21 protein-coding genes and 1 tRNA gene are annotated in these 26,212 nt (G+C 61.2%); 5 read left to right on the forward strand and 17 right to left on the reverse strand.

From position 1 onward, the window contains the following. Positions 1-3 precede the first annotated feature (3 nt). Positions 4-681 (reverse strand): Crp/Fnr family transcriptional regulator, encoded by a 678-nt coding sequence (locus D8U70_RS13850; protein WP_110644751.1) that lies wholly within the window; start codon positions 679-681, stop codon positions 4-6. Between the two features lie 84 nt (positions 682-765). Between D8U70_RS13850 and D8U70_RS13855 the strand changes: the two genes are divergently transcribed. Beyond that, positions 766-1,290 (forward strand): Mpo1-like protein, encoded by a 525-nt coding sequence (locus tag D8U70_RS13855; RefSeq protein ID WP_122705320.1) that lies wholly within the window; start codon positions 766-768, stop codon positions 1,288-1,290. An 82-nt stretch (positions 1,291-1,372) separates the two neighbouring features. Here D8U70_RS13855 and D8U70_RS13860 read toward each other — a convergent pair whose 3' ends face one another. The 6 genes from D8U70_RS13860 to dibA form a co-directional block, all read right to left on the reverse strand. Further along, entirely contained in the window at positions 1,373-2,362 is a 990-nt protein-coding gene (locus D8U70_RS13860; RefSeq protein WP_056786991.1) for a sulfate ABC transporter ATP-binding protein, read from the reverse strand. A 3-nt stretch (positions 2,363-2,365) separates the two neighbouring features. After that, entirely contained in the window at positions 2,366-3,238 is an 873-nt protein-coding gene (gene cysW, locus D8U70_RS13865; protein ID WP_007917679.1) for a sulfate ABC transporter permease subunit CysW, read from the reverse strand. A 12-nt stretch (positions 3,239-3,250) separates the two neighbouring features. Then, complete coding sequence (gene cysT / locus D8U70_RS13870) at positions 3,251-4,069, reverse strand: sulfate ABC transporter permease subunit CysT (RefSeq protein ID WP_130929102.1); 819 nt, start codon at positions 4,067-4,069, stop codon at positions 3,251-3,253. A gap of 126 nt (positions 4,070-4,195) precedes the next feature. Then, the gene (locus tag D8U70_RS13875; protein WP_024011134.1) at positions 4,196-5,209 is read right to left on the reverse strand and encodes a sulfate ABC transporter substrate-binding protein; all 1,014 of its coding nucleotides are present in this window, start codon (positions 5,207-5,209) and stop codon (positions 4,196-4,198) included. A 139-nt stretch (positions 5,210-5,348) separates the two neighbouring features. Then, positions 5,349-5,531 carry a sulfur starvation response protein OscA gene (oscA, locus tag D8U70_RS13880; protein WP_007917682.1) on the reverse strand — a complete coding sequence of 61 codons (183 nt, stop codon included), beginning with the start codon at positions 5,529-5,531 and terminating at the stop codon, positions 5,349-5,351. Positions 5,532-5,829: 298 nt separating this feature from the next. Next, positions 5,830-7,749: a phosphodiesterase DibA gene (gene dibA, locus D8U70_RS13885; RefSeq protein WP_130929103.1), complete on the reverse strand. Its 1,920-nt coding sequence runs from the start codon at positions 7,747-7,749 to the stop codon at positions 5,830-5,832. A gap of 147 nt (positions 7,750-7,896) precedes the next feature. Between dibA and desA the strand changes: the two genes are divergently transcribed. Together desA and D8U70_RS13895 are read left to right on the forward strand one after the other, a co-directional pair. Further along, entirely contained in the window at positions 7,897-9,081 is a 1,185-nt protein-coding gene (desA, locus tag D8U70_RS13890; protein ID WP_130929104.1) for a delta-9 fatty acid desaturase DesA, read from the forward strand. 195 nt (positions 9,082-9,276) lie between these two features. Next, the gene (locus D8U70_RS13895; RefSeq protein ID WP_122508376.1) at positions 9,277-10,266 is read left to right on the forward strand and encodes a sensor domain-containing diguanylate cyclase; all 990 of its coding nucleotides are present in this window, start codon (positions 9,277-9,279) and stop codon (positions 10,264-10,266) included. A 135-nt stretch (positions 10,267-10,401) separates the two neighbouring features. Here D8U70_RS13895 and D8U70_RS13905 read toward each other — a convergent pair whose 3' ends face one another. The 3 genes from D8U70_RS13905 to gabD all read right to left on the reverse strand — a co-directional run bounded on the left by D8U70_RS13905 (position 10,402) and on the right by gabD (position 14,653). Beyond that, positions 10,402-11,613 carry a response regulator gene (locus D8U70_RS13905; protein ID WP_016772250.1) on the reverse strand — a complete coding sequence of 404 codons (1,212 nt, stop codon included), beginning with the start codon at positions 11,611-11,613 and terminating at the stop codon, positions 10,402-10,404. Between the two features lie 134 nt (positions 11,614-11,747). Beyond that, positions 11,748-13,025, reverse strand: a complete 1,278-nt coding sequence (gene gabT, locus D8U70_RS13910; protein ID WP_016772251.1) for a 4-aminobutyrate--2-oxoglutarate transaminase — start codon at positions 13,023-13,025, stop codon at positions 11,748-11,750. Between the two features lie 185 nt (positions 13,026-13,210). Then, positions 13,211-14,653 (reverse strand): NADP-dependent succinate-semialdehyde dehydrogenase, encoded by a 1,443-nt coding sequence (gene gabD, locus D8U70_RS13915; protein ID WP_024011131.1) that lies wholly within the window; start codon positions 14,651-14,653, stop codon positions 13,211-13,213. A 433-nt stretch (positions 14,654-15,086) separates the two neighbouring features. Here gabD and D8U70_RS13920 point away from each other — a divergent pair. Then, positions 15,087-15,163, forward strand: a tRNA-Arg gene (locus D8U70_RS13920). 77 nt (positions 15,164-15,240) lie between these two features. Here the strand turns inward: D8U70_RS13920 and D8U70_RS13925 are convergent. Then, on the reverse strand, positions 15,241-15,510 hold the full coding sequence (locus tag D8U70_RS13925) for a hypothetical protein (RefSeq protein ID WP_110644746.1): 270 nt from the start codon (positions 15,508-15,510) through the stop codon (positions 15,241-15,243). 46 nt (positions 15,511-15,556) lie between these two features. Further along, positions 15,557-16,117 carry a YbhB/YbcL family Raf kinase inhibitor-like protein gene (locus tag D8U70_RS13930; RefSeq protein ID WP_071174020.1) on the reverse strand — a complete coding sequence of 187 codons (561 nt, stop codon included), beginning with the start codon at positions 16,115-16,117 and terminating at the stop codon, positions 15,557-15,559. A gap of 139 nt (positions 16,118-16,256) precedes the next feature. Here D8U70_RS13930 and D8U70_RS13935 point away from each other — a divergent pair, with 139 nt between their 5' ends. Then, complete coding sequence (locus tag D8U70_RS13935) at positions 16,257-17,780, forward strand: FAD-dependent oxidoreductase (RefSeq protein ID WP_130929105.1); 1,524 nt, start codon at positions 16,257-16,259, stop codon at positions 17,778-17,780. Positions 17,781-17,798: 18 nt separating this feature from the next. On the opposite strand, the gene pgaD is transcribed toward D8U70_RS13935, so the two are convergent. The 5 genes from pgaD to D8U70_RS13960 form a co-directional block, all read right to left on the reverse strand. Continuing rightward, entirely contained in the window at positions 17,799-18,329 is a 531-nt protein-coding gene (gene pgaD, locus D8U70_RS13940; RefSeq protein WP_130929106.1) for a poly-beta-1,6-N-acetyl-D-glucosamine biosynthesis protein PgaD, read from the reverse strand. Continuing rightward, positions 18,326-19,681: a poly-beta-1,6-N-acetyl-D-glucosamine synthase gene (pgaC, locus tag D8U70_RS13945; RefSeq protein ID WP_016772256.1), complete on the reverse strand. Its 1,356-nt coding sequence runs from the start codon at positions 19,679-19,681 to the stop codon at positions 18,326-18,328. Before pgaC ends, pgaD begins: the two co-directional genes overlap by 4 nt. Position 19,682: 1 nt before the next feature. Further along, positions 19,683-21,680 (reverse strand): poly-beta-1,6-N-acetyl-D-glucosamine N-deacetylase PgaB, encoded by a 1,998-nt coding sequence (gene pgaB, locus D8U70_RS13950; RefSeq protein ID WP_130929107.1) that lies wholly within the window; start codon positions 21,678-21,680, stop codon positions 19,683-19,685. Between the two features lie 12 nt (positions 21,681-21,692). Next, positions 21,693-24,173 (reverse strand): poly-beta-1,6 N-acetyl-D-glucosamine export porin PgaA, encoded by a 2,481-nt coding sequence (gene pgaA, locus D8U70_RS13955; RefSeq protein WP_130929108.1) that lies wholly within the window; start codon positions 24,171-24,173, stop codon positions 21,693-21,695. Positions 24,174-24,409: 236 nt separating this feature from the next. Further along, positions 24,410-25,915 carry a YdgA family protein gene (locus D8U70_RS13960; protein ID WP_016772258.1) on the reverse strand — a complete coding sequence of 502 codons (1,506 nt, stop codon included), beginning with the start codon at positions 25,913-25,915 and terminating at the stop codon, positions 24,410-24,412. Positions 25,916-26,212: the final 297 nt, after the last annotated feature.

The raw sequence follows: 26,212 nt of genomic DNA on the forward strand, positions 1-26,212 counted from the left end.
TTTTCAGATCGTGGCCAAGGCACGCAATCTCACCGCATCGAGAATTTCGATTTCGCCGTATGCGAGCCCGATAATCCCCTGCCCCTGCAGATCCTTGAGGATCTGATTGGTGGTCTGCCGCGACAGCGACAGCATCGCCGCCAACTGCTCCTGCGGCAGTTGCAGCGTCCGGCGTGGTGCGTCGAGTTCACCGTAGCCTTCGGCGATCATCAGCAAGCGATGCGCCAGACGCGCCGGGGCTGGCAACAGGCTCAGCTGTTCGAGATTGATGAAGGCCAGGCGCAATTTGTGGCTCATCAACAGCGCCAGATGCCGCCAGTACTGCGGCTGTTCGTCGAGCAATTTGAGCAACGCCGCCTGGGGAATATTCAGCAAGGTACATGGCCCGACCGCATAGGCGTCATGGGTGCGTGGCTGGCCGTCGAACAGGCAGATTTCGCCGAACCAGTGCGGCGCCTCCACCAGACTCAGCAAGGCCTCCTTGCCCTGCTCGCTCACCGCGCCAATGCGCACGGCGCCATCGAGCACTGCATACAGACCGCACGGCGCATCGCCACGCTGGAACAGTCGTTGTCCCGCCGTCAGCCGCCGCTCCCGAGCCAGCGCCAGCAGGCTATCCTGAAAAGATGCAGGCAAATGACTGAACCACTGGCCGCTGAGCAACCGTGCACGAATTTGCATAACCACTCCTGGAGTGTCGCCTGCCCGACAGAGCGAACGCGGATCCCGAGGGATGATGCATTCAACCCCACCGGAGGAACAACAATGAAAAGCCTCGTCGACCACCTCAGTCAATACGCCGCCTACCACCGCGACCCGCGCAACATTGCCAGCCACTTTATCGGCATTCCGCTGATCGTGGTGGCGGTGGCTGTCCTGCTGTCTCGGCCGCAGTGGGAGCTGGGCGGGCTGTGGATATCTCCAGCCGTTGTGGTGGCGCTGGCCTCGGCGTGGTTTTACCTGCGTCTGGAGTTGAAGCTTGGCGTGTTGATGACGGTATTGATGGGGCTGTCGGTGTGGGCCGGGCATGCGCTGGCGCAGCAGAGCACCCTGGTCTGGCTGAGCAGCGGCCTGGCGATGTTCGTGATCGGCTGGGTGATCCAGTTTGTCGGGCATCACTATGAAGGGCGCAAACCGGCATTTGTCGATGACATCAGCGGACTGATTGTCGGGCCGTTGTTTGTCGTGGCCGAGCTGGCGTTCATGCTCGGGCTGCGGCAGGAATTGAAACAAGAGATCGAGTTGCGGGCGGGGGTGGTGCGGGTCAATCCGAATCGCGCTGCTGTCTAGATCGTATTCGCGAGCAGGCTCGCTCCCACATTTGGAATGAGTTTTCCCTGTGGGAGCGAGCCTGCTCGCGAAGCTTTTGCCTTTAAATATTGGCGACTTTCTGCCAGACCTTCGGCTTGAAGAACAGGGTTTCACCCTTGGCCAGACCGATCAGGCTGTCGTGATCCTTGACCACTTCCGCTTCGATCAGATCGGTCTGCCCCTCCACTTTCAAGGTCACCCGGGTAGTCGCGCCCAGCGGGCGGATATCGCGCACTTCAGCGGCGTGGTGATCTTCCAGCTCATGCTTGGACAACGACACTTCGTGCGGGCGGAACAGCACATGGTTGTCATCGCTCAGCAGCAAGCGGTTCGAATCGCCGAGGAAGTGATAAACGAAGTCGCTGGCCGGGTTTTCGTAGACGTCGCCCGGTGAGCCGATCTGCTCGATCACGCCTTTGTTCATCACCACGATACGGTCGGCGACTTCCATCGCTTCTTCCTGGTCATGGGTCACGAACACCGAAGTCAGGTTGATATCTTCGTGCAGCCGCGCCAGCCAGCGCCGCAGTTCCTTGCGCACCTTGGCGTCGAGGGCGCCGAACGGTTCATCCAGCAGCAGCACTTTAGGTTCCACCGCCAAAGCACGGGCCAGGGCGATACGCTGACGCTGGCCACCGGACAACTGCTCCGGGTAGCGATCCGACAACCAGTCCAGTTGCACCATGTTCAGCAGTTCGTGAACCTTGGTGGCGATCTGGCTTTCGCTCGGGCGCTGGTTTTTCGGTTTCATCCGCAGGCCGAACGCGACGTTGTCGAACACCGTCATGTGGCGGAACAAGGCGTAATGCTGGAACACGAAACCAACGTTACGATCACGCACATCGTGGCCGGAAACGTCCTCGCCGTGAAAAACGATGTTGCCCTGATCCGGGGTTTCCAGACCGGCAATAATGCGCAGCAAGGTGGTTTTGCCACATCCCGACGGGCCAAGCAGCGCGACCAGCTCACCGCTGTGGATATCCAGGCTGATGTTGTCCAGCGCCTTGAACGCGTTGAAATTCTTGCTGACGTTACGCACTTCGATCGACATGAATTATTCCTCCGCGGCGCTGGCGCGCAGGCGGTTGATACGGTTTTCGCTCCACTGCTTGAGCAGCAGGATGAAGAGCGCCAGGATCAGCAACAGGCTCGCCACGGCGAACGCGGCCACGTGGTTGTATTCGTTGTAGAGGATCTCGACGTGCAGCGGCAAGGTGTTGGTCACCCCGCGAATGTGCCCGGACACCACCGACACCGCACCGAACTCGCCCATGGCCCGCGCGGTACACAGCACCACGCCGTAAATCAGGCCCCATTTAATGTTGGGTACGGTGACGTGCCAGAACATCTGCCAGCCGTTGGCACCGAGCAGACGCGCGGCTTCCTCCTCCTGGGTGCCTTGTTCCTGCATCAGCGGAATCAGCTCACGAGCCACGAACGGCACGGTGACAAAAATCGTCGCCAGCACGATGCCCGGCAGGGCGAAGACGATCTGGATGTCGTGATCCTGCAACCACGGCCCGAACAGGCCCTGCGCACCGAACATCAGCACGTAGACCAGACCGGCGATCACCGGCGACACCGAGAACGGCAGGTCGATCAGCGTGACCAGCATGCTCTTGCCACGGAACGAGTATTTGCTCACGCACCATGCCGCACTGACGCCGAACACCAGGTTCAGCGGCACCGAGATCAGCACGGCGAACACGGTGAGTTTCAATGCCGAAAGCGCGTCCGGCTCAAAGATCGCGGTGAAGAACGCGCCGAGGCCGTTTTTCAGACCTTGCGATACGACGATGAACAACGGCAGCAGCAGAAACAGGAAAAAAATCAGCCAGCCAAGACCGATCAGGATTCTGCGCGAAGTGGCGCTGCCACGGCGCGCTGCGTTGGCCGAAGAGGCGGCCGCAATGGACGATTGGGACATGTTCGCGCCTCCTTATGGGGTTTCGATGCGCCGCTGCAGCAAGTTGATCAGCAGCAACAGGATGAAGGAAACCACCAGCATCAATACGCCGATGGCGGTAGCGCCGGTGTAATCATACTGGTCGAGTTTGACCATGATCAGCAGCGGCAGGATCTCGGTTTTCATCGGCATGTTGCCGGCAATGAAAATCACCGAACCGTACTCGCCGACGCCACGCGCGAACGCCAGCGCAAAACCGGTCAGCCAGGCGGGTAGCAAGGCCGGAACCAGAATGTGGCGAAATACCTGCCATGGCTTCGCACCCAGGCACGCCGCCGCTTCTTCGACTTCACGGGGAATATCGGCCAGCACCGGCTGCACCGTGCGCACCACGAACGGCAGCGTGACGAAGGTCAGCGCCAGGGTGATGCCCAACGGGGTGTAGGCGATTTTGAAACCGAGGTCGGCAGCGAACTGCCCGACCAGCCCGGCCGGCGCGTACAGCGCGGTCAGCGCGATACCGGCCACAGCTGTCGGCAGGGCGAACGGCAGATCGATCATCGCGTCGATCCCCTTGCGTCCGGGGAAGGTGTAGCGCACCAGCACCCAGGCCAGCAGCGTGCCGATGATGCCGTTGATGATCGCCGCACACAGCGCGGTACCGAAGCTCAGCTTCAATGCAGCCAGCACCCGTGGTGCGGAGATGATCGTCCAGAACTGATCCCAGGTCAGCTGGGCGGCATGGACGAACATCGCCGCCAGCGGGATAAGCACAATCAGGCTGAGGTACACCAAGGTGTAACCCAGCGTCAGCCCGAAGCCGGGTATGACGGGGGAGATACGACGCGACATAAAAGTCCCTGGTTGAAAACGCATCAATGTGGGAGCGAGCCCTGTGGTGAGGGGATTTATCCCCTCACCACAAAAGCTCAGTCCCACATGTCATGTGCCCAGACATCAGGCCGGTTGAAGGCGAGATTACTGCGCCTGATAAATCTGGTCGAACACGCCGCCGTCGTTGAAGAATTTCGGCTGCGCGGATTTCCAGCCGCCGAAGTCCTTGTCGATGGTCACCAGTTCCAGTTTCGGGAACTGCTGGGCGTACTTGGCCGCTACGTCCTTGTCACGTGGACGATAGAAGTTTTTCGCCGCGATTTCCTGGCCGGCCGGGCTGTACAGATGCTTGAGGTAGGCTTCGGCGATCTGCGCGTTGCCCTTCTTCTCGGCATTCTTGTCGACCACCGCCACGGGTGGTTCGGCGAGGATCGACAGCGACGGCACGACGATATCGAACTTGTCTGCGCCGCCGTCTTCTTTCAGCGCCAGAAACGCTTCGTTTTCCCAGGCCAGCAACACGTCGCCCTGACCGTTGTTGACGAAGGTGATGGTCGAACCACGGGCGCCGGTGTCGAGGATCGGCACGTGCTTGAACAGGGTTTGCACGTATTCCTTGGCCTTGGCTTCGTCACCGCCGTTGGCTTTCAGGCCATAGGCCCACGCGGCGAGGAAGTTCCAGCGCGCGCCACCCGAAGTTTTCGGGTTTGGCGTGATCACCGAGACATCGTTCTTGACCAGATCGCCCCAGTCCTTGATGCCTTTCGGGTTGCCCTTGCGCACCAGGAACACAATGGTCGAGGTGTACGGCGTGCTCGCCTCCGGCAGACGCTTCTGCCAGTCGGCGGGCAGGCTCTTGCCGAGCTTGGCGATTTCATCGATGTCGCCAGCCAGGGCCAGGGTCACCACGTCAGCACGCAGGCCATCGATCACCGCACGGCCCTGCTTGCCCGAACCGCCATGGGACTGCTGGATTTTCACCGTGTCGCCGGCATGATCCTGCTGCCAGAACTTGATGAATTCGGCGTTGTATTCCTGATACAGCTCGCGCGTCGGGTCATACGACACGTTGAGCAGCTCGTAATCCTTGGCAACGGCGGAACCGGCAAACACGGCACTGGCCAGCGCGGCCAAAGCATAACGGCGAATCGACGACATGGTGAAAGCTCCTGGAATTCCTGGTGGTGGCTTGTTCTTATGTATTGCTGGAATCGGGTCCCGTTGAAAGACCGCCGCCTTCGCCAGCTCCTGCACACAGCCCCCTGTAGGAGCCGCCGAAGGCTGCGATCTTTTGATTTCAGCCCGGTTGCTTACCGGGTTGTTGCAAACGGAATTTCTCTTTGCGTTCGATCTGTACGACTTGCGCGTTGTGCACAGTGATCTCCACCGCGCCGAACCGCAGATCGCGCAGGGCGCTCTGGATTTCACGCAAGATGGTGCTTTCGTCCTGACCGTCAACGCTGCGAAGGGATGCGCTCATGGTGCTGCTCCTTTGAAGGGGGTTTGCCTGGCAGTGGGCGGCACTGCGTTCGGCGTGGGAGCAATATAAGAGAGGCATGGATATTCTTAAAAAGACTATTTAAGAATGTTTATATAACTAGAAACCATTATGAGCGAGGGCAAGGGGTTTGCGCTGATTTGAACTCGTCAAAAGAACTTGTGGCGAGGGGATTTATCCCCGTTGGACTGCGTAGCATTCCCATTTCTTGGGGCCGCTACGCGACCCAACGGGGATAAATCCCCTCACCACAAGGTCGGTGATAGCCAGATAGGTCTTTTCAGCCAGTCAATGGCGTTTTCGCCCAATCAAGCCGATCCGCAGACACCGGCCGCCCAAACCAGTAGCCCTGCCCCAGATCGCATTCCTGCGCCAACAGAAACGCCGCCTGCTCAGCCTGCTCGATCCCCTCGGCATGCACCTGCATGCCCATGCTGCGGGCCAGCGCGATGATCACCCGGACAATCGCCACGTCATCCTCATCCCACGGCAACCCGGCGACGAAGCCCTGATCGATCTTGAGTTTCTGCACCGGCAGGCGCTTGAGCCGCAACAGCGAGGAATAACCCGTGCCGAAATCATCGATGGCCAGACGCACACCCAGCTCGCGCAAGCGATGCATTTGTTCCAGCGCCACTTCCGGATCATCCATCACCGCGCTTTCGGTAACTTCCAGTTCCAGATACGCCGGATCCAGCCCGGTGTCGTGCAGCACCTGCGCCACCTGCTGGTAAAGCTCACGCCGGGCAAACAGCCGCGACGAAACATTCACCGCGACGAACGCCAGCACCACACCGCTCTGCTGCCATTGGCACATCTGTCGGCAGGCCTGCTGCATCACCCAGGCATCGATCTCGGCGATCAGCCCGGTACGCTCGGCAATCGGAATGAATTCTGCCGGTGACACCAGACCGCGCTGCGGATGCTGCCAGCGCACCAGTGCTTCGACGCCAACCAGACGGCCGCTTTGCAGGTCATGCACCGGTTGGTAGTAGACGCGCAGTTCCTCCTGCTCCATTGCGCGGCGCAGCTCGAAGGCGATTTCGACCCGTTGCTGGGCATGGGCGGTCAGTTCTTCGGTGTACAGCGCGTAGCCATTGCGCCCGCTGCTTTTGGCCTTGAACAGCGCGCTGTCGGCGTTGCGTAACAACTGCTCTGCGCTGAGGGCATCGCTGGGAAACAGGCTGATACCGATGCTGGCGTTGATGAACAGTTGATTGCCATCTACCAGCACCGGCTCCTTCAAGGCGTCCAGAGTCCGTTGCGCCAGCGCGGCGGCCTGGGCCGGCTGTGGACAACTTTCCGCGAGCACCGCGAACTCGTCACCGCCGAGCCGCGCCAAGGTAATGCCGTGGCCGAACAGTTCCTGCAAACGCGTCGCCACCGCTTTAAGCAATCGGTCGCCGACGTTATGGCCGAGGCTGTCGTTGATCAGCTTGAAATGATCCAGATCAAGCATCAGCAGCGCGCAGCCACGCTTGTGTGTCTGCGCGGAAGCCAACGCCTGCTCGGCACGGTCGCTGAACAGCAGGCGATTGGGCAGATCGGTCAACGGATCGTGATGCGCCAGGTGTTTGAGCTCGGACTCGGAATCCTTGATCGCACTGATGTCGGAGAACACCGCCACGTAATGGCTGAGCCGTCCGGAATCATCGTGAATCACCCGGATGGTCTGCCACTGTGGATAAATCTCGCCGGTCTTGCGCCGGTTCCAGATCTCGCCGCTCCATTCACCTTCAGCCTCTAGGGTGGCGAACATCGCCTGATAGAAGCCCGGCGGATGATGGCCGGACTTGAACAGACTCGGCTGCTGGCCGATGACTTCGTCGCGCCGATAACCGGTGATCTCGATAAAGGCGCGGTTGACGTGAACGATCAGACCACGGTGATCGGTTACCAGCACGCCTTCGCGGGTGCAATCGAACACGGCGGCCGCCTGACGCAGGCGCTCCCGGTCGCTGTGGCGCTCGCGCAGGCGGGCACCGATGCCGAGAAACCGACACAGCCGCGCCCGCGCCAGAAAAATCAGCCCGGCGCTGACCGCTGCCAGCAAATAACCGTTGATCAGTTGCCAGCGGGCCAGCGCACTGGAGTCATCGAAGAATCTGCTTAATAAATGATCGGAAACCTGCAGCCACACGGCGGCGAGTACGAGGTAGAGCAGCGCTGCACGCAAGGCATCGCGGTAAGTCGCAGACATTCGGTCGTCCATGTCCCTACAAAAAGGTTGGAATTATAGGTGAAGAAACATTCAGCGACTTCTTATCTGAAAGGGCGACTGGTTTTATCTGTGTGCTTAGTGATAATGCAACGGCTGTTTTTATCTTTATCGAGGGCCCTATAGCCTATGTGGTACGAAGGTTTTCTTGGCTTGTCGGCCTGGTCACTGGTCGCGGTCACCCTGCTGATGACCCATGTGACGATTGTTGCCGTCACGGTCTATCTGCACCGTTACTCGGCCCACCGCTCGCTCGAGCTGAATGCGGGTCTCAAGCACTTTTTCCGTTTCTGGCTGTGGCTGACCACGGCGCAGAACACCCGCGAGTGGACCGCCATCCACCGCAAACACCACGCCAAATGCGAAACCGAGGATGACCCGCACAGCCCGGTCATCAAGGGCCTGTCCACGGTGCTGCGCACCGGTGCCGAGCTGTACCGCAGCGAAGCGCAGAACCCGGAAACCTTGCGTATCTACGGCAAGAATTGCCCGGAAGACTGGATCGAACGCAACCTCTACAGCCGCTATCCGCTGCTGGGTGTGGTGATCATGGGCGTGATCGACCTGCTGCTGTTCGGCACCATCGGCATCACCATCTGGGCCATCCAGATGATGTGGATTCCAGTGTGGGCCGCTGGCGTGATCAACGGTCTGGGCCATGCCGTCGGCTACCGCAATTTCGAATGCCGTGACGCAGCGACCAATCTGGTGCCGTGGGGCATCCTGATCGGCGGCGAAGAACTGCACAACAACCACCACACCTACCCCAACTCGGCCAAGCTGTCGGTGAAAAAGTGGGAATTCGACCTCGGCTGGGCGTGGATCAAGGTCTTCTGCTTCCTGCGTCTGGCCAAGGTGCAGCGGGTCGCACCGATTGCCCACCGCGTCGAAGGCAAGGGCAGCCTGGACATGGACACCGCCATGGCGATCCTCAACAACCGCTTCCAGATCATGGCCCAGTACCGCAAATTGGTGATCGGCCCGCTGGTCAAGCAAGAGCTGGCCAAGGTCGATCATTCGGTGCGCCACCAGTTCCACCGGGCCAAACGCCTGCTGTCGCGGGAAACCAGCCTGCTGGAAGACCGTCATCACTTGCGCATCCAGACCATGCTCGAACACAGCCATGCGCTGAAAGTGATCTACGAGAAACGCCTGGCTTTGCAGCAGATCTGGGTCAAGACCAGTTCCAATGGCCACGACATGCTCGCCGCCATCAAGGAATGGATTCACGAGGCCGAGGCCAGTGGCATCCAGTCGTTGCGTGACTTTGCTGATCAGCTGAAAACCTACTCGCTGCGTCCTGCGACTGCCTGATCGGCAACGAGGCTGCGATCTCGGAGATCGCAGCCTCGTTGCATACGGCGCCTCCTTAACCCGGCCGCCCGGCGGGACTCGGTAATGGCCGGGAACTTCGCCGAAAATCCTCTATCTCAATGACACTTCGCCATTCCGGCGGGTTGTCCTGTGGCCGTTGTCGACATTGCGGCGCGCCCTTTGAGATTTGTGCCGATGGTCAACAACAACCAGAAAGACACATCCTTCACCCAATGGCCCGAGGCCGCGCAAACGCTGATGGCGCTGATGCACGCGCAAGGCGAAGTTGCGCGCCTGAGCGAGCGCGAACAATTGATCAGTTCGCTGCTGGTCAGCGTCAACGCCGTACTCTGGGCTTTCAACTGGGAAACCCGCCAGGTGCTGTATGTCAGTCCGGCCTATGAACGGATCTTCGGCCGTTCCGCCGCGTTGTTGCTGGCGGACTACAACCAATGGCGCGACAGCATTTACCCCGATGATCTGGAGTACGCCGAACAAAGCCTTGCCGAAGTCCTGCACCGAGGTGCGGTGGAAGATCGCGAGTACCGCATCATTGCCGCCGATGGCCAGGTGCGCTGGCTCAGCGACAAATGCTTTATCAATCGCCAGGACGAGCCCGGGCAGCCGGTGATCATCGTCGGCATCGCCGAAGACATCACCGACAAAAAACACATGGAAACCGAGCTGCAACGCTTGGCCACCACCGATGTGCTGACGCAAAGCAGCAACCGCCGCCACTTCTTCGAATGCGCCCACCGCGAGTTCGCCGAGGCGCGCCGCCAAGGCACACCGCTGGCCTTCCTGCTGCTGGACATCGACGATTTCAAAGTGATCAACGACAGCTACGGCCACCCCGAAGGCGACAATGTGCTGCAACGGATCGCCGAATGCGGGCGCGGCTCATTGCGCCGTGGCGACCTGTTCGGGCGGATTGGCGGTGAGGAGTTCGCCGCGGTGTTCCCCGGCTGTGCGCCGGAGATGGCGGTGCAAGTGGCGGAGCGCCTGCAGCAGGAGATCCAGCGACTGCGCTTCAACCACGACGGCCAAGCATTCAGCATCACCGTAAGCCAGGGCCTTACCAACCTCACCGACGAAGACAAGAGCCTGGACAGCCTGTTCGCCCGCGCGGATGCCGCGATGTACGAGGCGAAACGGCAGGGCAAGAACCGGATTATTGCGGCCTGATCCGTATTTTGTGGCTGCCGCAATTTCTGTGGGAGCGGGCTTGCCCGCGATGAGGCCAGCACCTTCAACAAAAATGTTGCCTGCGCTGGCGCCTTCGCGAGCAGGCTCGCTCCCACATTGGAATGTGGTGATCTGTCATTTGCGCATCCGCATCAACTCCGGCAGCCCGATCTTGAGCAACCGCGCCGTCCGGCTCTTCGCCAGTTCCTCGACACCTTCATGCTCTGTCAGCCGCGCCATCTGCGCGGCCATGTGCATCACCAGCGCCTCGCGACTGTAAACGCCACCACCGAGCTGGTAGGCCGAAGCAATCAACTCGCGCAACTCCAGCGGCAGACGCCAGCGGGTGCGCAATGCCGAGCCATAAGAGGCGCCAAACTTCGCCAACGCTTCACCGACCTCCTCCAACTCGTCCAGCTCGCCGCCGGCCTGCTGCCATTCCTGCAAGCAGCGCAGCAGCGCCAGATCACCGAGCCGATGCAGCATCCCGGCGCAATAGCAGCGCTCCTGATCCAGATCGAGCAGGCGCGCCAGCGTGCGGGCGTATTCCGCCGTGTGCAGTGACAGCCCCCAATAGCGCTCGGCGTAATCCGCCAGGCATGGATCGCTGAGCCGCGCGCTGCGTTTGAGCGCCAGCCCGAGAATCAGGTTCATGCTTTGCCCGGTGCCGAGTCGGTGCAGCGCCTGGGCCAGGGTTTGCACCGGCGCGCCGTAGTGTTGCGCGGCACTGTTGGCGGCTGCGATCAGCACGGCGGTAATCTGCGGATCGGTGCGCACCTCTTCCTCCAGCAGCTTGAGGTCCAGCCCCTCGGGATTGAGGCTGCGCTTGACCGCCACTTGCACGTCGGTCATCAGCGGCGCGCCATCGGCCTGCTCGCGACGCCGCTCAAGGAACACCGACAGGGTCATACCCGGCGCCAGTGCCGGCACTTCGCAAACCACCGCTTCGCCAGCGTTGAGCAGCAAGCCCTGCAAGCGCTCGGTCAGGCCTTCCATGTTCAACGGTTTGGTCAGGTACGCCGTCGGCGCCAGCGGAATCGCTTCGCGCACGCTGGCGCTGTCGTTGCGGCTGCTCATCAGAATGAACGGCAACGGCGGATTGCGTTTGCGCTGGCGGACGCTGCGCAGCACATGCAATCCGTCGATGCCAGGCAGCTCCCAATCGACGATGGCCAAGTCATAGGGCACCTCGCTGAGCAACGACATTGCCTGCTGGCCATCGGCACACAAATCCAGGCGCGCATCGCAGCGCACATTGAGCAGCACTTGTTTGAGCAGGTCACGGGACCAGGGATCAGCCTCGGCAATCAGCACCCGGGGTACGGCGGGTAAATCAACGGCAGTCATGCGCGCTCTCCTTGCAATGCCTGAACCTTAGCCAATGCTGGCGATTCGATACAGCGCAAACAGGTCCGATGTGTTTCAAGGGACGAAAAAAACCCGCCGAAGCGGGTTTTTGTCGAGCGGGTCACACGAGTGGATCAGAGTTCAGAGAAGCACTCTTCGATGATCGCCAGGCCTTTGTCCAGTTGCTCGTCTGGCGACGTCAGCGGAACCAGCACACGCAGCACGTTACCGTAAGTGCCGCAGGACAGCAGGATCAGGCCCTTGTCACGCGCCTTGGCCACCACGGCAGCCACGGCAGTCGGGTTCGGCTTGTGGCTGTCGCCGTTTTCGAACAGCTCGACCGCGATCATTGCGCCCAGCGCACGCACTTCACCGATGACCGGGTACTTGGCCTGAATCGCCTTCAAACCGGTGACCAGGCGCTCGCCGACAGCCTTGCAGCGGTCCAGCAATTGCTCTTCTTCAAACACTTCCATGACTGCCAGCGCAGCGGCGCAAGCGATCGGGCTACCGGCGTAAGTGCCGCCCAGGCCGCCCGGAGCAATGGCGTCCATGTATTCGGCCTTGCCGCACACGCCGGCCAGCGGGAAGCCGCCAGCGATGGACTTGGCGAAAGTGGTCAGGTCGGCGGCAACGCCCATCTGTTCCATGGCGAAGAAGGTGCCGGTACGGCCAGCGCCGGTCTGCACTTCGTCAGCGATCAGCAGGATGCCGTGCTGGTCGCACAGCGCACGCAGACGCTTCATGAATTCCTTCGGCGCGACGTAGAAACCGCCTTCGCCCTGCACCGGCTCGATGATGATTGCAGCGATGTCTTTCGGCTCGGCATCGTTCTTGAAAATGCGCTCGATGGAAGCGATCGAATCGTCAATGCTCACGCCGTGCAGTTCGTTCGGGTACAACGCGCGGAAGATGCCGCCTGGCATCAGGCCCATGCCGGCCGAGTACGGCACGACTTTACCGGTCAGGCCGAGGGTCATCATGGTGCGACCGTGGTAAGCGCCGGTGAAGGCAATCACGCCAGCGCGGCCAGTGGCGGCACGGGCGATCTTCACGGCGTTTTCGACGGCTTCGGAACCGGTGGTGACCAGCAGGGTTTTCTTTGCGAAATCACCTGGCACCTTGGCGTTGATTTTTTCGCACAGCTCAACGTACGGTTCGTAAGCCAGCACCTGGAAGCAGGTGTGGGTCAGCTTGTTCAGCTGTTCAGTCACGGCAGCGATGATTTTCGGGTGCACGTGGCCGGTGTTCAGTACAGCGATACCGCCGGCGAAGTCGATGAACTCACGACCTTCAACGTCGGTCACGGTGGCGTTCTTTGCCGACTCGGCGAAGATCGGGTGAATCTGGCCAACACCACGAGGTACGGCATTGGTGCGGCGGGCCATCAGTTCAGCGTTAGTCTTGCTCATTACAGTCCTCATTCGCCGCTCATCGGGCGGCGTGGTTCAAGGATGAAGCGGGAGAAATCGGCGGTGGCAGCATGCGATGATCGACTGCCACGGCGTTCCTGGCCGCAGAGAAAATTCCTGTTTGAAACCACGCAAAGGGACAGCGCTCTCGTGCCCCTTGCGTTTGCAGCGATCCCTTTCCCGGCTTAGATGCCCAGGCAGAGGTATTTGATTTCCAGGTAGTCTTCGATGCCGTACTTGGAGCCTTCACGGCCCAGGCCCGAAGCCTTGATGCCGCCAAACGGCGCGACTTCGTTGGAGATCAGCCCGGTGTTGACGCCGACCATGCCGTATTCCAGCGCTTCGGCGACACGGAACACACGGCCGAGGTCACGCGCGTAGAAGTAAGAAGCCAGACCGAATTCGGTGTCGTTGGACATGGCGATCACTTCGGCTTCGTCTTTGAAGCGGAACAGCGGCGCCAGCGGACCGAAGGTTTCTTCCTTGGCCACGGCCGCGTTTTTCGGCACGTTGGTCAGGATCGTCGGCTCGAAGAAGTTGCCTTCCATCGCCTTGCCGCCCGCCAGTACGGTGGCGCCTTTGCTTACGGCATCAGCGATGTGTTCCTGAACCTTGGCCACGGCTTTTTCGTCGATCAGCGGGCCGGTGGTGGTGCCGTCTTCCAGACCGTTGCCGATCTTCAGTTTGGCCACAGCCACTTTCAGCTTCTCGGCGAACGCATCGTAGACCGCGTCCTGAATGTACAGACGGTTGGCGCAGACGCAGGTCTGGCCGTTGTTGCGGTATTTGGAGATGATCGCGCCTTCGACGGCCTTATCCAGATCGGCGTCGTCGAACACGATGAACGGCGCGTTGCCGCCCAGTTCCAGCGAGACTTTCTTGATGTCCTTGGCGCATTCGGCCATCAACTGGCGACCGATTTCGGTCGAGCCGGTGAAGGACAGTTTGCGCACGATCGGGTTGCTGGTCAGCTCGCTGCCGATGTCGCCGGCGCTGCCGGACACCACGCTGAACACGCCCGCCGGAATGCCCGCGCGCTGAGCCAGTTCGGCCAGGGCGAAAGCGGAAAATGGAGTTTGCGATGCTGGCTTGAGCACCATGGTGCAACCGGCGGCCAGTGCTGGGCCGGCCTTGCGAGTGATCATTGCTGCCGGGAAGTTCCACGGAGTGATCGCAGCGGTGACGCCGATCGGCTGCTTGATCACGATCAGGCGCTTGTCCGGCTGGTGGCCGGGAATCACATCACCGTAGATGCGCTTGGCTTCTTCGGCGAACCACTCGATGAACGATGCGGCGTAAACGATTTCGCCCTTGGCTTCGGCCAGCGGCTTGCCTTGCTCGAGGGTCATCAGGCGCGCGAGGTCGTCCTGGTTCTCGATCATCAGTTCGAACCAGCGACGCAGCTTGCCGGCACGCTCTTTGGCGGTCAGCGCACGCCAGGCCGGCAGCGCTTTGTCAGCAGCTTCAATGGCACGGCGGGTTTCAGCGGCGCCCATCTTCGGCACGGTGCCGAGGATTTCGCCGGTGGCCGGGTTGTTGACCTTGATCGTCTGACCGTTGTCGGCATCGACCCAAGCGCCATCGATGAAGGCTTGCTGGCGGAACAACTGGGTGTCTTTAAGCTGCATGTCGGCTTTCCTTAACAGCACCGCGGCCTGCGCGGAGCAAATTATGATTGTAGAAAGGCGCCTCGCAAGGCTGCCGTCAGGGAAATCAGTGAGCGGATTGTGGCGCATCTGCAGTGCACGTCCGGGCGCACCTGCGCTGCAACATCCCGTCAACGAGCGTTTGAAATCTCAAACGGATCGTAGGTTCAAAGGGGGTAAAGGACAATAGGTCGTTCGAAAAAAAGAACAAAAATGCCGCTTTTCAGATCAACGTACTGAAAACCCGTGCCGCAGGAAAAACCTTAGATCAACCCCGGCAAAGCGCCAAGCGAGGGTTTTGCAGGACGTTACCGCTTTAAGGAATACAGCGATTTTGCGGCGACACGCACACTGACAAAACCCGCCAAACCCGGCATGGACGCCCCGAGCCGACCTAGGTATGATGTCGCCCGCTGCACCAGTAGCTCAGCTGGATAGAGTACTGCCCTCCGAAGGCAGGGGTCGTGGGTTCGAATCCCGCCTGGTGCACCATGAATCAAATGAGAAAGCCCCGGACTGTGATGGTCCGGGGCTTTTTTGTGAGCTATGACGAGGTCGCTGGAACGCCGTCACTCCGTCGTCCAGTCAAACTCATCATATTCATCGTCGTCATCCCCCTCCTCCTCAGCCTCGTCAAATACCTCATCTTCTTCAACGAGGTCTTCTTCCGGCTGATTCAGCAGAAATTCCTTACGTGTCTCGGTTACTGCACGCCGCATTTGTTCGCCCTTTTCCGGGCAGTTGAGTAGCTGGGCGATGCGGTCGATTTTTGCTGCCACGGTGTCCTCCAGCGCATTGGCAATGACTTGATAGTGCGCGTTTTCGCGGGGCAATGCCAAATGGCTGGAGATTCAGGGCAATCAGCCGCCCGGGAGCGGCCGAACCTCAGCGGTGATAACGCCGCACCGCGCTGCTGTTGCGCAGCACATGGCCTTTGATTTTCTCCATCAGCTCGGCGCGGGTCAGGCCGGCAGGCAGGGCATCCGGGGCGAGGTCGAGGGCGTAGATCTGGATGATGTAGTGGTGCGCGCTGTCGCCCACTGGCGGGCATGGCCCCATGTAATGGGTGTTGCCTTTGCTGTTGGTGCCGCCGACGCCTTCGAGGGCGGATTTGGCACCGACGCCGGCCGCGATCTGGTGGGTGGTGGGTTTGATGCCGTAGTGAATCCAGTGATCCACGCCCAAGCCTTTCTGGCCATCCGGGTCGTGCATGACGATGGCGTAGCTCTGGGTACCGGCCGGGCCGGCGTTCCAGCTCAACGCCGGCGACTGGTTCTTGCCGCCGCAGCCGGGTGCGTCACTTGCCGCTGCCGAGGTGAACAGACGGTTATCCGACACGCCGGGGATGCTCAGGGTGAAGCGCTCCTGGGCCTGTGCCGGGAACTGCACGCAAAGGGTCACGGCGATGGCCGCCAGCCATGGGTTGAGTGTGGTCAATCGGGTCATTCCGGGAGCACCTTGTGCAGTGAGGCCGTCGTCGGCCCGCAAACTATAGCCGTACCGTTCGTGCCTTGGCAGTAGCAAATGGCTGAACCTCGCGCGGCGCCGCCAACTCACAAGAGAAATGCCTGCGAGGAAGCCGAAAATGTCCCTGCACCGTGTCGCCCGTTTCGCCGATGTCCCGCAAGACCGTGGCCTGCAAGTCGAAATCGGCGACTGCAAGATCGTCCTGCTGCGTGCCAACGGCGAGTTGCGAGCGTTTCAGGGCCTGTGTCCACACGCCGGTGCGCCACTGGCCGAGGGTGCGTTGTGTCACGGCAGGTTGATTTGCCCTTGGCACAAAGCCGCGTACCGCGCCGAGGACGGCGGCCTGTGCGAGCCGCCATCACTGGACAGTCTCAAACGCTATCCGCTGGAGTTGCGCGGCGATGAAGTCTGGGTCGATGACCAGCCGTTGCCCGATCCGCACACCCCGCCCGCTGACGACCCAAGAACGTTCGTGGTTGTCGGCGCCGGGGCGGCGGGTACGGCTTGCGCGGCGGCCCTGCGGGAGAAAGGTTTTGGCGGGCGCATCGTGCTGGTCGATGGCGAACCGGGTGCCGGATACGACCGCACGGTGTTGAGCAAATTTGTCCTCGCCGGGGAAATGTCGCCCAAAGATGTCCCGCCGCTGCGCGATGAGGCGTTCTATCAAGCGCAACGGATTGAACGTGTGCAAGGCGAAGTGACTTCACTCGACGCCCCAGGCAAAACACTGCATTTGAACAACGGCGGCATCCTGCGCTACGACGCCGCTGTACTCGCCACCGGTGGCGCGCCCAATCCGTTGAAGCTGCCTGGTGCCGAGTTGGCCAACGTCTTTGTCCTGCGTTCGAAAGCCCAGGCTGAACAGATCATCAACGCCGCTCAACCGGGCCAGCGCGCGGTGATCATCGGCGACAGTTTCATCGCCCTCGAATGCGCGTCAGCCCTGCGCGAGTTCGGCCTCGACGTCACCGTGCTGGCACGCCACGCAATCCCGTTCGCCAAGCAGTTCGGCGAAGCGGTGGGCAAAGCTATTCGCGCCCTGCACGAAGAGCACGGGGTGAAGTTCATCAGCGAACACGAGGCTACGCAGATTCTTGGCGAGGACAAGGTCGAGGGCGTGCTGCTCGACAACGGTCTGCGCTTGGCAGCGGATCTGGTTCTCGCCGGCGTCGGCGTTCACCCGGCCACTGAACCTTTTGACTCATTGCCCAAGGAAGAAGACCAATCGTTGCGCGTCGACGGCGGCATGCGCGTGAGCGATGGTTTATGGGCGATCGGCGATATCGCCACGTTTCCGCTGAGCGGCCAGCCAACTCGCATCGAGCATTGGCGCCTGGCCCAGCAACACGCGCGGATCGCCGCCAGCAACATGCTGGGTGGCGAGGAGCATTATCTGGATGTGCCGTTTTTCTGGACATACCACTTCGGCAAGAACTACGACTATCTCGGTCATGCGCAGGAGTGGGACGAGGTCGAGTTCAGCGGTGAGCCGGAACAGCCGCCGTTCATTGGCCTGTTTGCAAAAGACGGCATCGTCGTTGCGGCGGTGGCCTGCGACAAGCAACGCGCAATGGCGCTGCTGGCCGAGCGAATGAAGCAACCTCTGCGAATGAAAGAGGCCTGGACGCTGATTCAGGCCTGACACCGATGCTGTACGAGATCAGGTCAGGCGTTTCACCGGCTCGCGACTGTCGTCTTCTTCGGCATGCAGAAAGATCACCCGTGGATGCTCCAGGGGTGCCAGCGGCGCCGGTAGTGCTTGCTGCTGAAGCGGCCAGAAGTGCGTTTCGACATGGCTGATGTCGCCGTCCTGGTCGTTGTGAATGGTCATCACCCCCGGCGTGCGCAGTTTCTGGAAACGCTCGTCGCACAGCTTGAAACTCTTGCTCAGACCTTCATCGCCAATCACCGGTGACGGCAAACGGCGCTGGGCGAAGCTGCGGCTTTTGCGTTGCTGGTAACGCGCCCAGCCGATCAGGATCACCGCGTTGACCAGCGCCACCCACATATAAACCTGCAAAGTGCCCAGGGCATCGAATGCCGAATGATCGATGCGCGGGCCGCCGGTGGTTTCGATCAATGGCCATAACCCGCGTACCAGCAGGAACAGCAGGCCGACCCAGGCCATGACGGTGAGGATCACGTCGATCACCACCAGAAAGGGCCGTTGGCGAGTGCGGATAATTTTCATTTGATGACTTCCTCCTGGTCGTCGCCCAGCGGTTTGATACCCCGATCAGGACTGACCCAGCGCGCGCGTTTTTTGTGTTGGCTGAACAACACCTTGGGGAAACTGACCAGGGTGGTCAGCAGACTGACGAGCCAGAACACCAACGGATACCAGACCACCCAGAACATGGTCTTGCCCAGACCCGGCTCATAGCGCCGGTCAATGACGATGCTGACGGCAAACTGCACCAGGCAGACAAACGCCAGCAACAGACCGGTGAAGGCCGGTGGCATCAGGTGATCGACGGCGATCGCGTCGGGCATGACCATGAACTTGCCCATGCCCCAGAAAATCACCGACAGCAGGAAAGTGAACGCCCAACCGGTGGACAGGCAGTACTCGAACAGCAGCGGCCACAGGTAGCGATGGCGGTACTGCCAGATGCCCCGAATGTTCTTGAACAGCACTTCGGCGCCACCCTGAGCCCAGCGCAGACGCTGCTTCCACAGGCCACCGAGGGTTTCCGGCATGAGGATCCAGCACAGGGCGCGCGGTTCGTAGAAGATGCTCCAGTGATCGAGTTGCAGCTTCCAGCTGATGTCGATGTCTTCGGTGATCATGTCCGGGCTCCAGTAGCCGACCCGGTTCAGCGCAGTACGACGGAACGCGACGATCACGCCGGAGACGGTGAAGATGCGCCCGAACACCCGTTGCGTACGTTTGATCAGCCCGATGATCGAGGAGAACTCGCCGACCTGCACCCGCCCGATCAAGGTCGAACGCGTGCGGATCCGCGGGTTGCCGGTCACTGCGCCAAGACGTGCGTTATCCAGCATCGGCGCGACCAGATAAGCCGCAGTGTTCGGGGCCAGCAAGGCGTCGCCATCGATGCATACCAGATACTCGCTGCGCGCAGCGATCGCGCCCATGCGCAGAGCCACAGCCTTGCCCTGGTTTTCCGCCAGATGCAGCACCCGCAGTCGCGGATCTTCCTTGGCCAGCGCATCGAGCACTTCGGCGGTGTTGTCCTTGGAGCCGTCGTTGATCGCGATCACTTCGATGTTCGGGTAGTGCTGGGCCAGCGCCGCGTAAATGGTATCGGCAGCGTTATCGCCTTCGTTGTAGCAAGGAATCAGGATCGAAATCAGCGGCTCGCCTTCCAGCGGCGGCGGCAGCGTGTCGTCCTGCCATGGCCAGTGGCGCTCCCAGTGCAGCCAGAAATACAGGCCGCCGGCGATCCACAACCCGGACATGAATAGTGGGTAGAAGAACACGAACGACATCAGGAACTGGCCGGTCACCAGGAAGATCAGCCCCAGCGGAACGCCAAGGACAATCGCCAGAACAAGCAGGGCTAACAGTCTATCCAGCATGTTATGGATTCCATTTGTTGGAGAGTGCAGGCCTTACGGTTTTCAGGTCTGGCAGGTTGTCGAGGAAGTTGTCCGGGTAGTAACCGAAACTGGTCGCGCCCTGACGCTTGAGCCGGCCCATCCAGTCCGCCAGATGCACGGCGTCGATATCGGCCTGATCCTTCTGGTTCCAGTCACGCGCCTGCAATTCGAACACGGTGCGGTTGAGCGCGCCGGGACGTTTCTTCACTGTGGCGACCAGTTCTTCCAGCCACGGGCCGGACTCGGCCAGCGTCTGTTTTTCCATCAACGGCATGGCCATTGGCGCCGTCCAGTCGTAGGTGGCGAGGAAGTCATCGAGGTTCTGCGCGAACCACGCTTCGCTCTCTGGATTGAGCATCGGTTCGGCGAAGATGTTGCGCGCGGTCAGCACTTGCGGGCCGCGAATCGCACGGACCTTGGCGGTCAGTTCGTTGGTGAAGTCGATCAGGTAGCGGCTCTTGAAACGCGTCCAGCGTTGCATCGCCGCCGGATCGTCGCGCAGCGCGGCAATCGAACCCGGCAGACCTTGAGCGGCATAGGCCTTCAGGGCATCCGGGCTGGCGTCCTCGAAATCCGAGAGCACCGCATCGTCGTGGTAGAGAATGCCGTCGACCGAGGTCAGCCGCGCCACATCTTCATAGATTTCACCGATGATCTTGCGCACTTCGGGATTGAACGGTGACAGGCGTTTGTACTGCTTCGGGTCGACCGAGGTGATGGCGGTTTTCGGGTCCCAGCGGGTTACACGCGGCAGCTTCGAATCCAGTTCGAAACTCAGCACCGGCATCCATGCAAAGACTTTCACATGGGCACGGGTGCGCAGTTGCCAGGCGACGCGGTCGAACAGGTCGGCGCGCATCGGCAAGTGACGGTTGGGGAAGTACAGCGAATGCACCAGACCATCGCCCTTGGGGTCGGCGAAGGCTTGCAGGAACACCGTGCTGGCGCCCAGGTCAGCCATGCGCTGCACCAGTTTGCCGAGGTTGATGTCCTGCTGGGCCGGGTCCGGGTCGTAGACGTTGTCGAGATCGACATGCACCACGCGCATCGGCGCTTCGGCCTGCACCGAGACGATGCTGTTGGCGAAATGCTCGCCGTCAGGATCGGAGGCGACCAGAAAGCGCGGCCCGCTCATCAGGTTATCGAGGGTGTCGAGGCCGTCGTCCAGCGTCAGGGCCATTTCATAGCCCTCCTCACCGACCACGGTCAGCGAGGTACCGTCGGCGGTGCCGTACGGCCAGACCCAGACCCGAGGTTTGTAACCGGTGGCCTTGCGGATCTTCTCGGAAATGTTCTTCACGTCGGTACGAATGCGTGCCTGGAAATCGGCTTCGGATTCATAGCGCTTGGTCACCGGGTCATAACGCCGGGTCGCGGCGGCCGGTTGCAGGTTGCCCTGCGGGTTGCCAAGGATGCCTTTGTGGTTGGCATCGGTGTGAGCGGCGATCTCTACCAAACCGGACCTGGAAATTTCGCCGATCTGCTGCCAGGTCAGGAAGTTCTCACGGTTACGCGGCGTGCCGGCGAAATCCACCGGTTGATTGAGCGGCGTGTCGATCCAGGTGCCGACCGGCGCCAGCAAGGCGTGCCAGTTGTAGGCGCGCAGCACTGGCAGCACGCGGGTATAGAAGCTGGCGTAACCGTCGTCGAAACTGAGCAGCACCGCTCTCGCCGGCAGCTCCGGGCCGCCATTGCGTGCGGCCATGATCTGGTCGACGGTCACTGGTTTGTAGCCGTTCTCGCGCAGCCAGGCGAGCTGCTCGATCATGCGCTCGGTGCGCACCGCCACCACGGCCTGATCGGGATCACGGTCTTCGACATCGTGATAGGCGATGCCGAGCACGTGGTTTTTTGGCCACGGTTGTTCACTGGCCGCGACCGGGCGCTCGGAGGGCGGCGCGAAGGCCGGGGCTTGCTGGGCGCAGGCGCTGATCAGCAGCGCTCCCAGCAGAAGGATGAAACGCGAGATAAAAGGCATCTTCAAACTCTTCTAGAAGCGGAAAGTGAGGTCGACGAGCAGACGCAGATCAGTTTCCCGATCACCGTCGTAAGGCCGGTTGATCACACTGAACATGCCGCCCACATCGAACACGTCGTTCCAGGCGTACCGTTGGCCGTAACCGAGCAATGCCATGCCGCCGGTGCCGTGGTCGCGCTGGCTGTAGGTGCCCGCGCCGGCCTGGAATTGCTGGCTCCAAGAAGTCTCGTAGCGGTGGTAGAGCACGTGATTGACGTTGACCAGCGGCATCACGCTGAAGTCCGACTTCGGGTTGAAGTACGGCACGTCGTCGGATTTCGAGTTGTGGCTGGTGCCGACTTCCAGGCCGGCGTCGACCTGAATGTTCGGCGCGGTGTAGATGCCCTCGCGCCCGGTCACCAAGGCTTCGACGCGGTTGTTGCCATCGCTGAAGTGCGACGGGCTGACCGACACGCGCCACTCGCGGCTTTCGTTGGCGCGCCAGCGCAGGAACGCACTGCCGCCGTTGGCCTTGATATCACTGTTGAGCGCGCGCAGCGGGGTTTCCGCCGAGAGGTATTCGAGGCTGCCGCCGTACTGCCAGTGATCGTTGATGTCGCGGGCTATCGCCAGGCGTGCGCCTTGTTTGTCACCGAAGCCGTAATCGTGATTCGACACCTCGGCTTCGAGGGTCATGTCACGGGTGCGCCGTTCCAGGCCGACCCGCTGGAAACGATGGTGACCGGTGCCTTCGGCGAAATCACCGGTGGCATAACCGGCGCCGGCGAACACGCGCCAATCTTCGTTGATCGGTGGGCTGTAAAGGGTGCTCTGGATACCAAAATCACGGCTGCCGCTGACCGCACCGGCATCGCCGCTGCCGCCACCATTGGCCTTGCCGCCGTAGGCTTCGACGCGCAGTTCGGCCATGTCATGCACTTCCCGTTCGCGAGCCAGACGCTGCACCTGGCGGTTGTCCGGATAACGCGCGACCACATCGTCGACCAGCGCATCGTTCTGCCGCCACTCCTGCAACTCCATCGCGGTGCGCGCCTGAGCGACTTCCAGGCCGGCATCGCGGGGCGCCATGCTCTCGGTTTCCTTGAGCTGGCTTTCCGCGCGGCGCGGCCACTGTCGGGCGAGGTAGAGATCGGCCTGGGCCAGACGCAAGCCAAGGTTGCCCGGCGCCTGATCGACCAGCGTCTGCAAACGCTCTTCACCGTGAGGCAGGTCGGAACCGTAGGTGCCGGCCTGGGCGGCGAGTTGCTGGGCGTCCATCCATTCATCGTTGGGGTTGCCGATGGGCAGACCTTTGAGCTCGACGCGCGGACGCTGGGCTTTCGCTGCGTCCTCGGCGACCTTGCGAGCTTCGTCGGCGCGGTCGCTTTCCAGCAGCGAGTAGTACAGCGCAGTGGTGTCCTCAAGACGATCACCGACATCGGCGTCCGGCGCCGAAAGCACCTGGCGATACAGATCGGTGGCAATCTCAGGCTCGCGCTGATCCAGATAAGACGCCGCCACCCAGCGCAGAGCGTACGTCGGAATCTCCACGCCTTCGGCTTGCAGTTTCTGGTATTCACTGATGACGTCGGCAGTGCGCGCGCGGGCCTTGAGCGCGCCCATGCGGTCGATGCGCCAGCGCGTCACGTCGTCGTGAGCAGTGGCGTCGGGCGTCCAGGTTGCGAGCAATTTGTCGTAATCGGCCAGCGCGCGGTCGGCAATGACGTAGCGTTCCTTCTCGCTGCGGGTGGCCAGTTCGGCAAGGCGCACGCGTTCGGCGGCGAGATCACCTTCGAGCCGGCGCAAGGTCACCGGATCAATCAAACCTGGACGTTGACTGGCCAGACGCAGTGCCGGTTCAGGCAGGCGGGCCTTTTGCAGGGCGACCACGTACTCGCGGGCGACTTCCGGTTTGTTGCCGGCACGGATGAAGGCCTGATCGAACTCGAACAGCGCATCGTAAGGTTTGCCGGCGCGACCGAGTGCGTAGCCCAAGGCGAGACGGCGTGACGGATCGTCGGGTTTGGCGGCAACCAGCGACTGCGCGCGGGTGACGGCCTGATCGGGCTTGCCGGCATCGGCCTGAGTCAGCGCGAGGCCCAGTTGCAGGTCAGCGTTGTCCGGCTCCAGCGCCAGCGCCTTGTTGTACACCTGGGTAGCCTGATCCCAGCGCTTGAGGTTGCGATAGGCACGCGCGGCGGCGGTCAGTGCCTGCACCGGCAGGACGCGGTCACGGCCTTGGGTTTCATAGACCTTGACCACTTCGGCATCGAGCCCGGCCCAACTGGCGATTTGCAGGTGATCGCTGACCTGGCCGTCGCTGGCCTGGCCCGGCGGCACCTGACGCAAAACCGTCAGCGCAGGCGTGTAATGCCCGGCGCGGGCATCGCGCACCATCTCGTCGTAGGGTGTGTCGGCCGACGCCAGCACTGGCCAGAGCAACTGGCTGCACAGGGCGAATCGGAACAAAGGGCGCAAACCACGATGTAATACAGGGCCATCAATACGCGGCATTTGTCAGCATCCTTACATGGCCAGCCGGGTCGCAATGCCCTCCTTGCCCATTCGTAACGGTGGCCGACAATGACAGCCTTCGGCCAAGCTTGGTGAGGCAGTCTGCACGCAAGCGTAGTCGAGTTTTCACAACGCAATAATTGTTCAGAATCGGCCCATCTGTACAAAACCCGTACAGCAAAACGCCCGGCGCCTGTTTACACAGGGGCCGGGCGTCTGGAGGGCGCGCGGTGGGCTTATTGCTCTTGGGTGACGCCGGCAAACTTGCTCATGAGGAAGCCGATGAACTGCTCGACGGTCATCTTCTGGCCGTTGAATTCGACCTGATTGGCCGCGTAATGCAGTTTGGTCACCACGTTGGTGCCGTCGGCGACAGCCAATTGCGAGCCGACCGCCATGCCGGCGAACATGTCCGCCGCTTCCTTGGACTGATCGACGATGGCTTTGGCGTCAGTCTGGCCATCGAGTTGCGCCTGCACGCTGAGCAGATCGACGAGCATCGGCTTGGACACTTGAATGTTCAGGTCGAGCAGCGCGATCAGTTGCTTGCCGAGTTGATCCGGCGGCAGGTCCATCGATTGCGGCTTGGTCAGGTCGATCACCAGATTGGCGCGGCTTTCACCGTTGGCGGTGTTGAAGGACAGATTCTCCAGCGCCAGTTGCGGGCCCGCCGCCAGCAACTTCTGCAGATCGGCTTTGACCTGGGCGTTTTCCGCTTCGGTCAGATTCAGCTCCGGTGCCGGCAACCCCTGTGCGGCAGCTTCGGCGGCAGCTTTTTCGTACGGCTGCAGTTTGGTCTGGTAGATCTGCATCAGCGACATGGTCGACGGAATGTCGAGGTTCTTCAGGCTCATGGCCATGGCCGCCGAACCGACTTTCTTGTCGTTGAGCGTCACTTCGCCGATTTTGTAGTCGGCACGCCCCGAGGCGTTGCTGCCGCTTTCTTCGGTGCGGTTCTTCATTTCGAAGTTCTTTACGCCCAGCACCATCGGCTTGGCGCCGAAGGTGGTTTTGCTGCTGGTCACTTCCAGGGTGTTTTCCCCGGTGTAGTACCCGTAGCTGCTCTTGGCGAGGTTGCTGGCCAGGGTCAGACCGTTGAGCTCGACCTGCACCGGCGCCTGGTCTTCCGACACGGTGACCAGTTTCAGATTGTCCATGTAGCCGTCGGCCTTGACCTTCTGCGCCTGGGCGCTGGCGGCGATGTCCATGCTCAGACCGGAAAACTTCAGGCTCGACTGCTCATCCAGCGCAGTTTCGAACGGCACCAGATTCAGAGTGCTGGTGGTCGATTCGTCGTAACCGATGTTGGTCACGCCCTTGAGCGGCGCGGCGCCGTTGGTGGCGGCGAACCATTTTTCCGTGGACGGGCTCTTTTCCAGCTCGTAGTTGCTAGTGGCCATGACCGGCAGCCACTTCAGCGAAACCAGTCGCGAGAACGGCAGCGGGCCGTGTTCGATGTGGTCGACGAACAGCAGCTCGACCGGCGCATCGCCGAACATCTCGCCCTCGCCCTTGAGGCGATAGTGCGCGGTGCTGGTGAAGGTGTGGCGTTCCAGCGACACCAGTTCCAGCGACGCGGTGCCGTTGGAGCCGGCCATGGCGGTCTGCAACTCTTTGTTGGCGTTGGTCACGGCGTTGTTCAGTACGCCTTCGATCTTGGTCCCGGTGTACCACGCCCCGCCTGCGCTGATCGCGCCAATGGCAACAACAATTCCGAGAAGCACGCCTGCTGATTTATTCATGAATGACCTGATCGGTTTCCGTGGCTGTGGGTGAAGTCGTCTTCCTTGAACCCGGGATCGGGTCGCGGCTCGACTGTGCGCAATTAAGCGGTGGAGATTAGCACCGGGCGCGGGCGACGGCCCAATGTTTAAAGGTTAAAGAGTGTCTATGGAGGGAATGGACAGTCGGCAGGAGCGAAGAGTTTCGGTGTTTTTGCGGGCCTCTTCGCGAGCAGGCTCGCTCCCACCAGGACAGTGCTGTACCTGTGGGAGATTCTATGGTTCATGCCTAGCCCCTAAACGCCTTTGGGTGAGTAT

This window comes from Pseudomonas sp. Sample_20 (genome assembly GCF_004307585.1).
In the GTDB taxonomy this organism is placed as follows: domain Bacteria; phylum Pseudomonadota; class Gammaproteobacteria; order Pseudomonadales; family Pseudomonadaceae; genus Aquipseudomonas; species Aquipseudomonas atacamensis.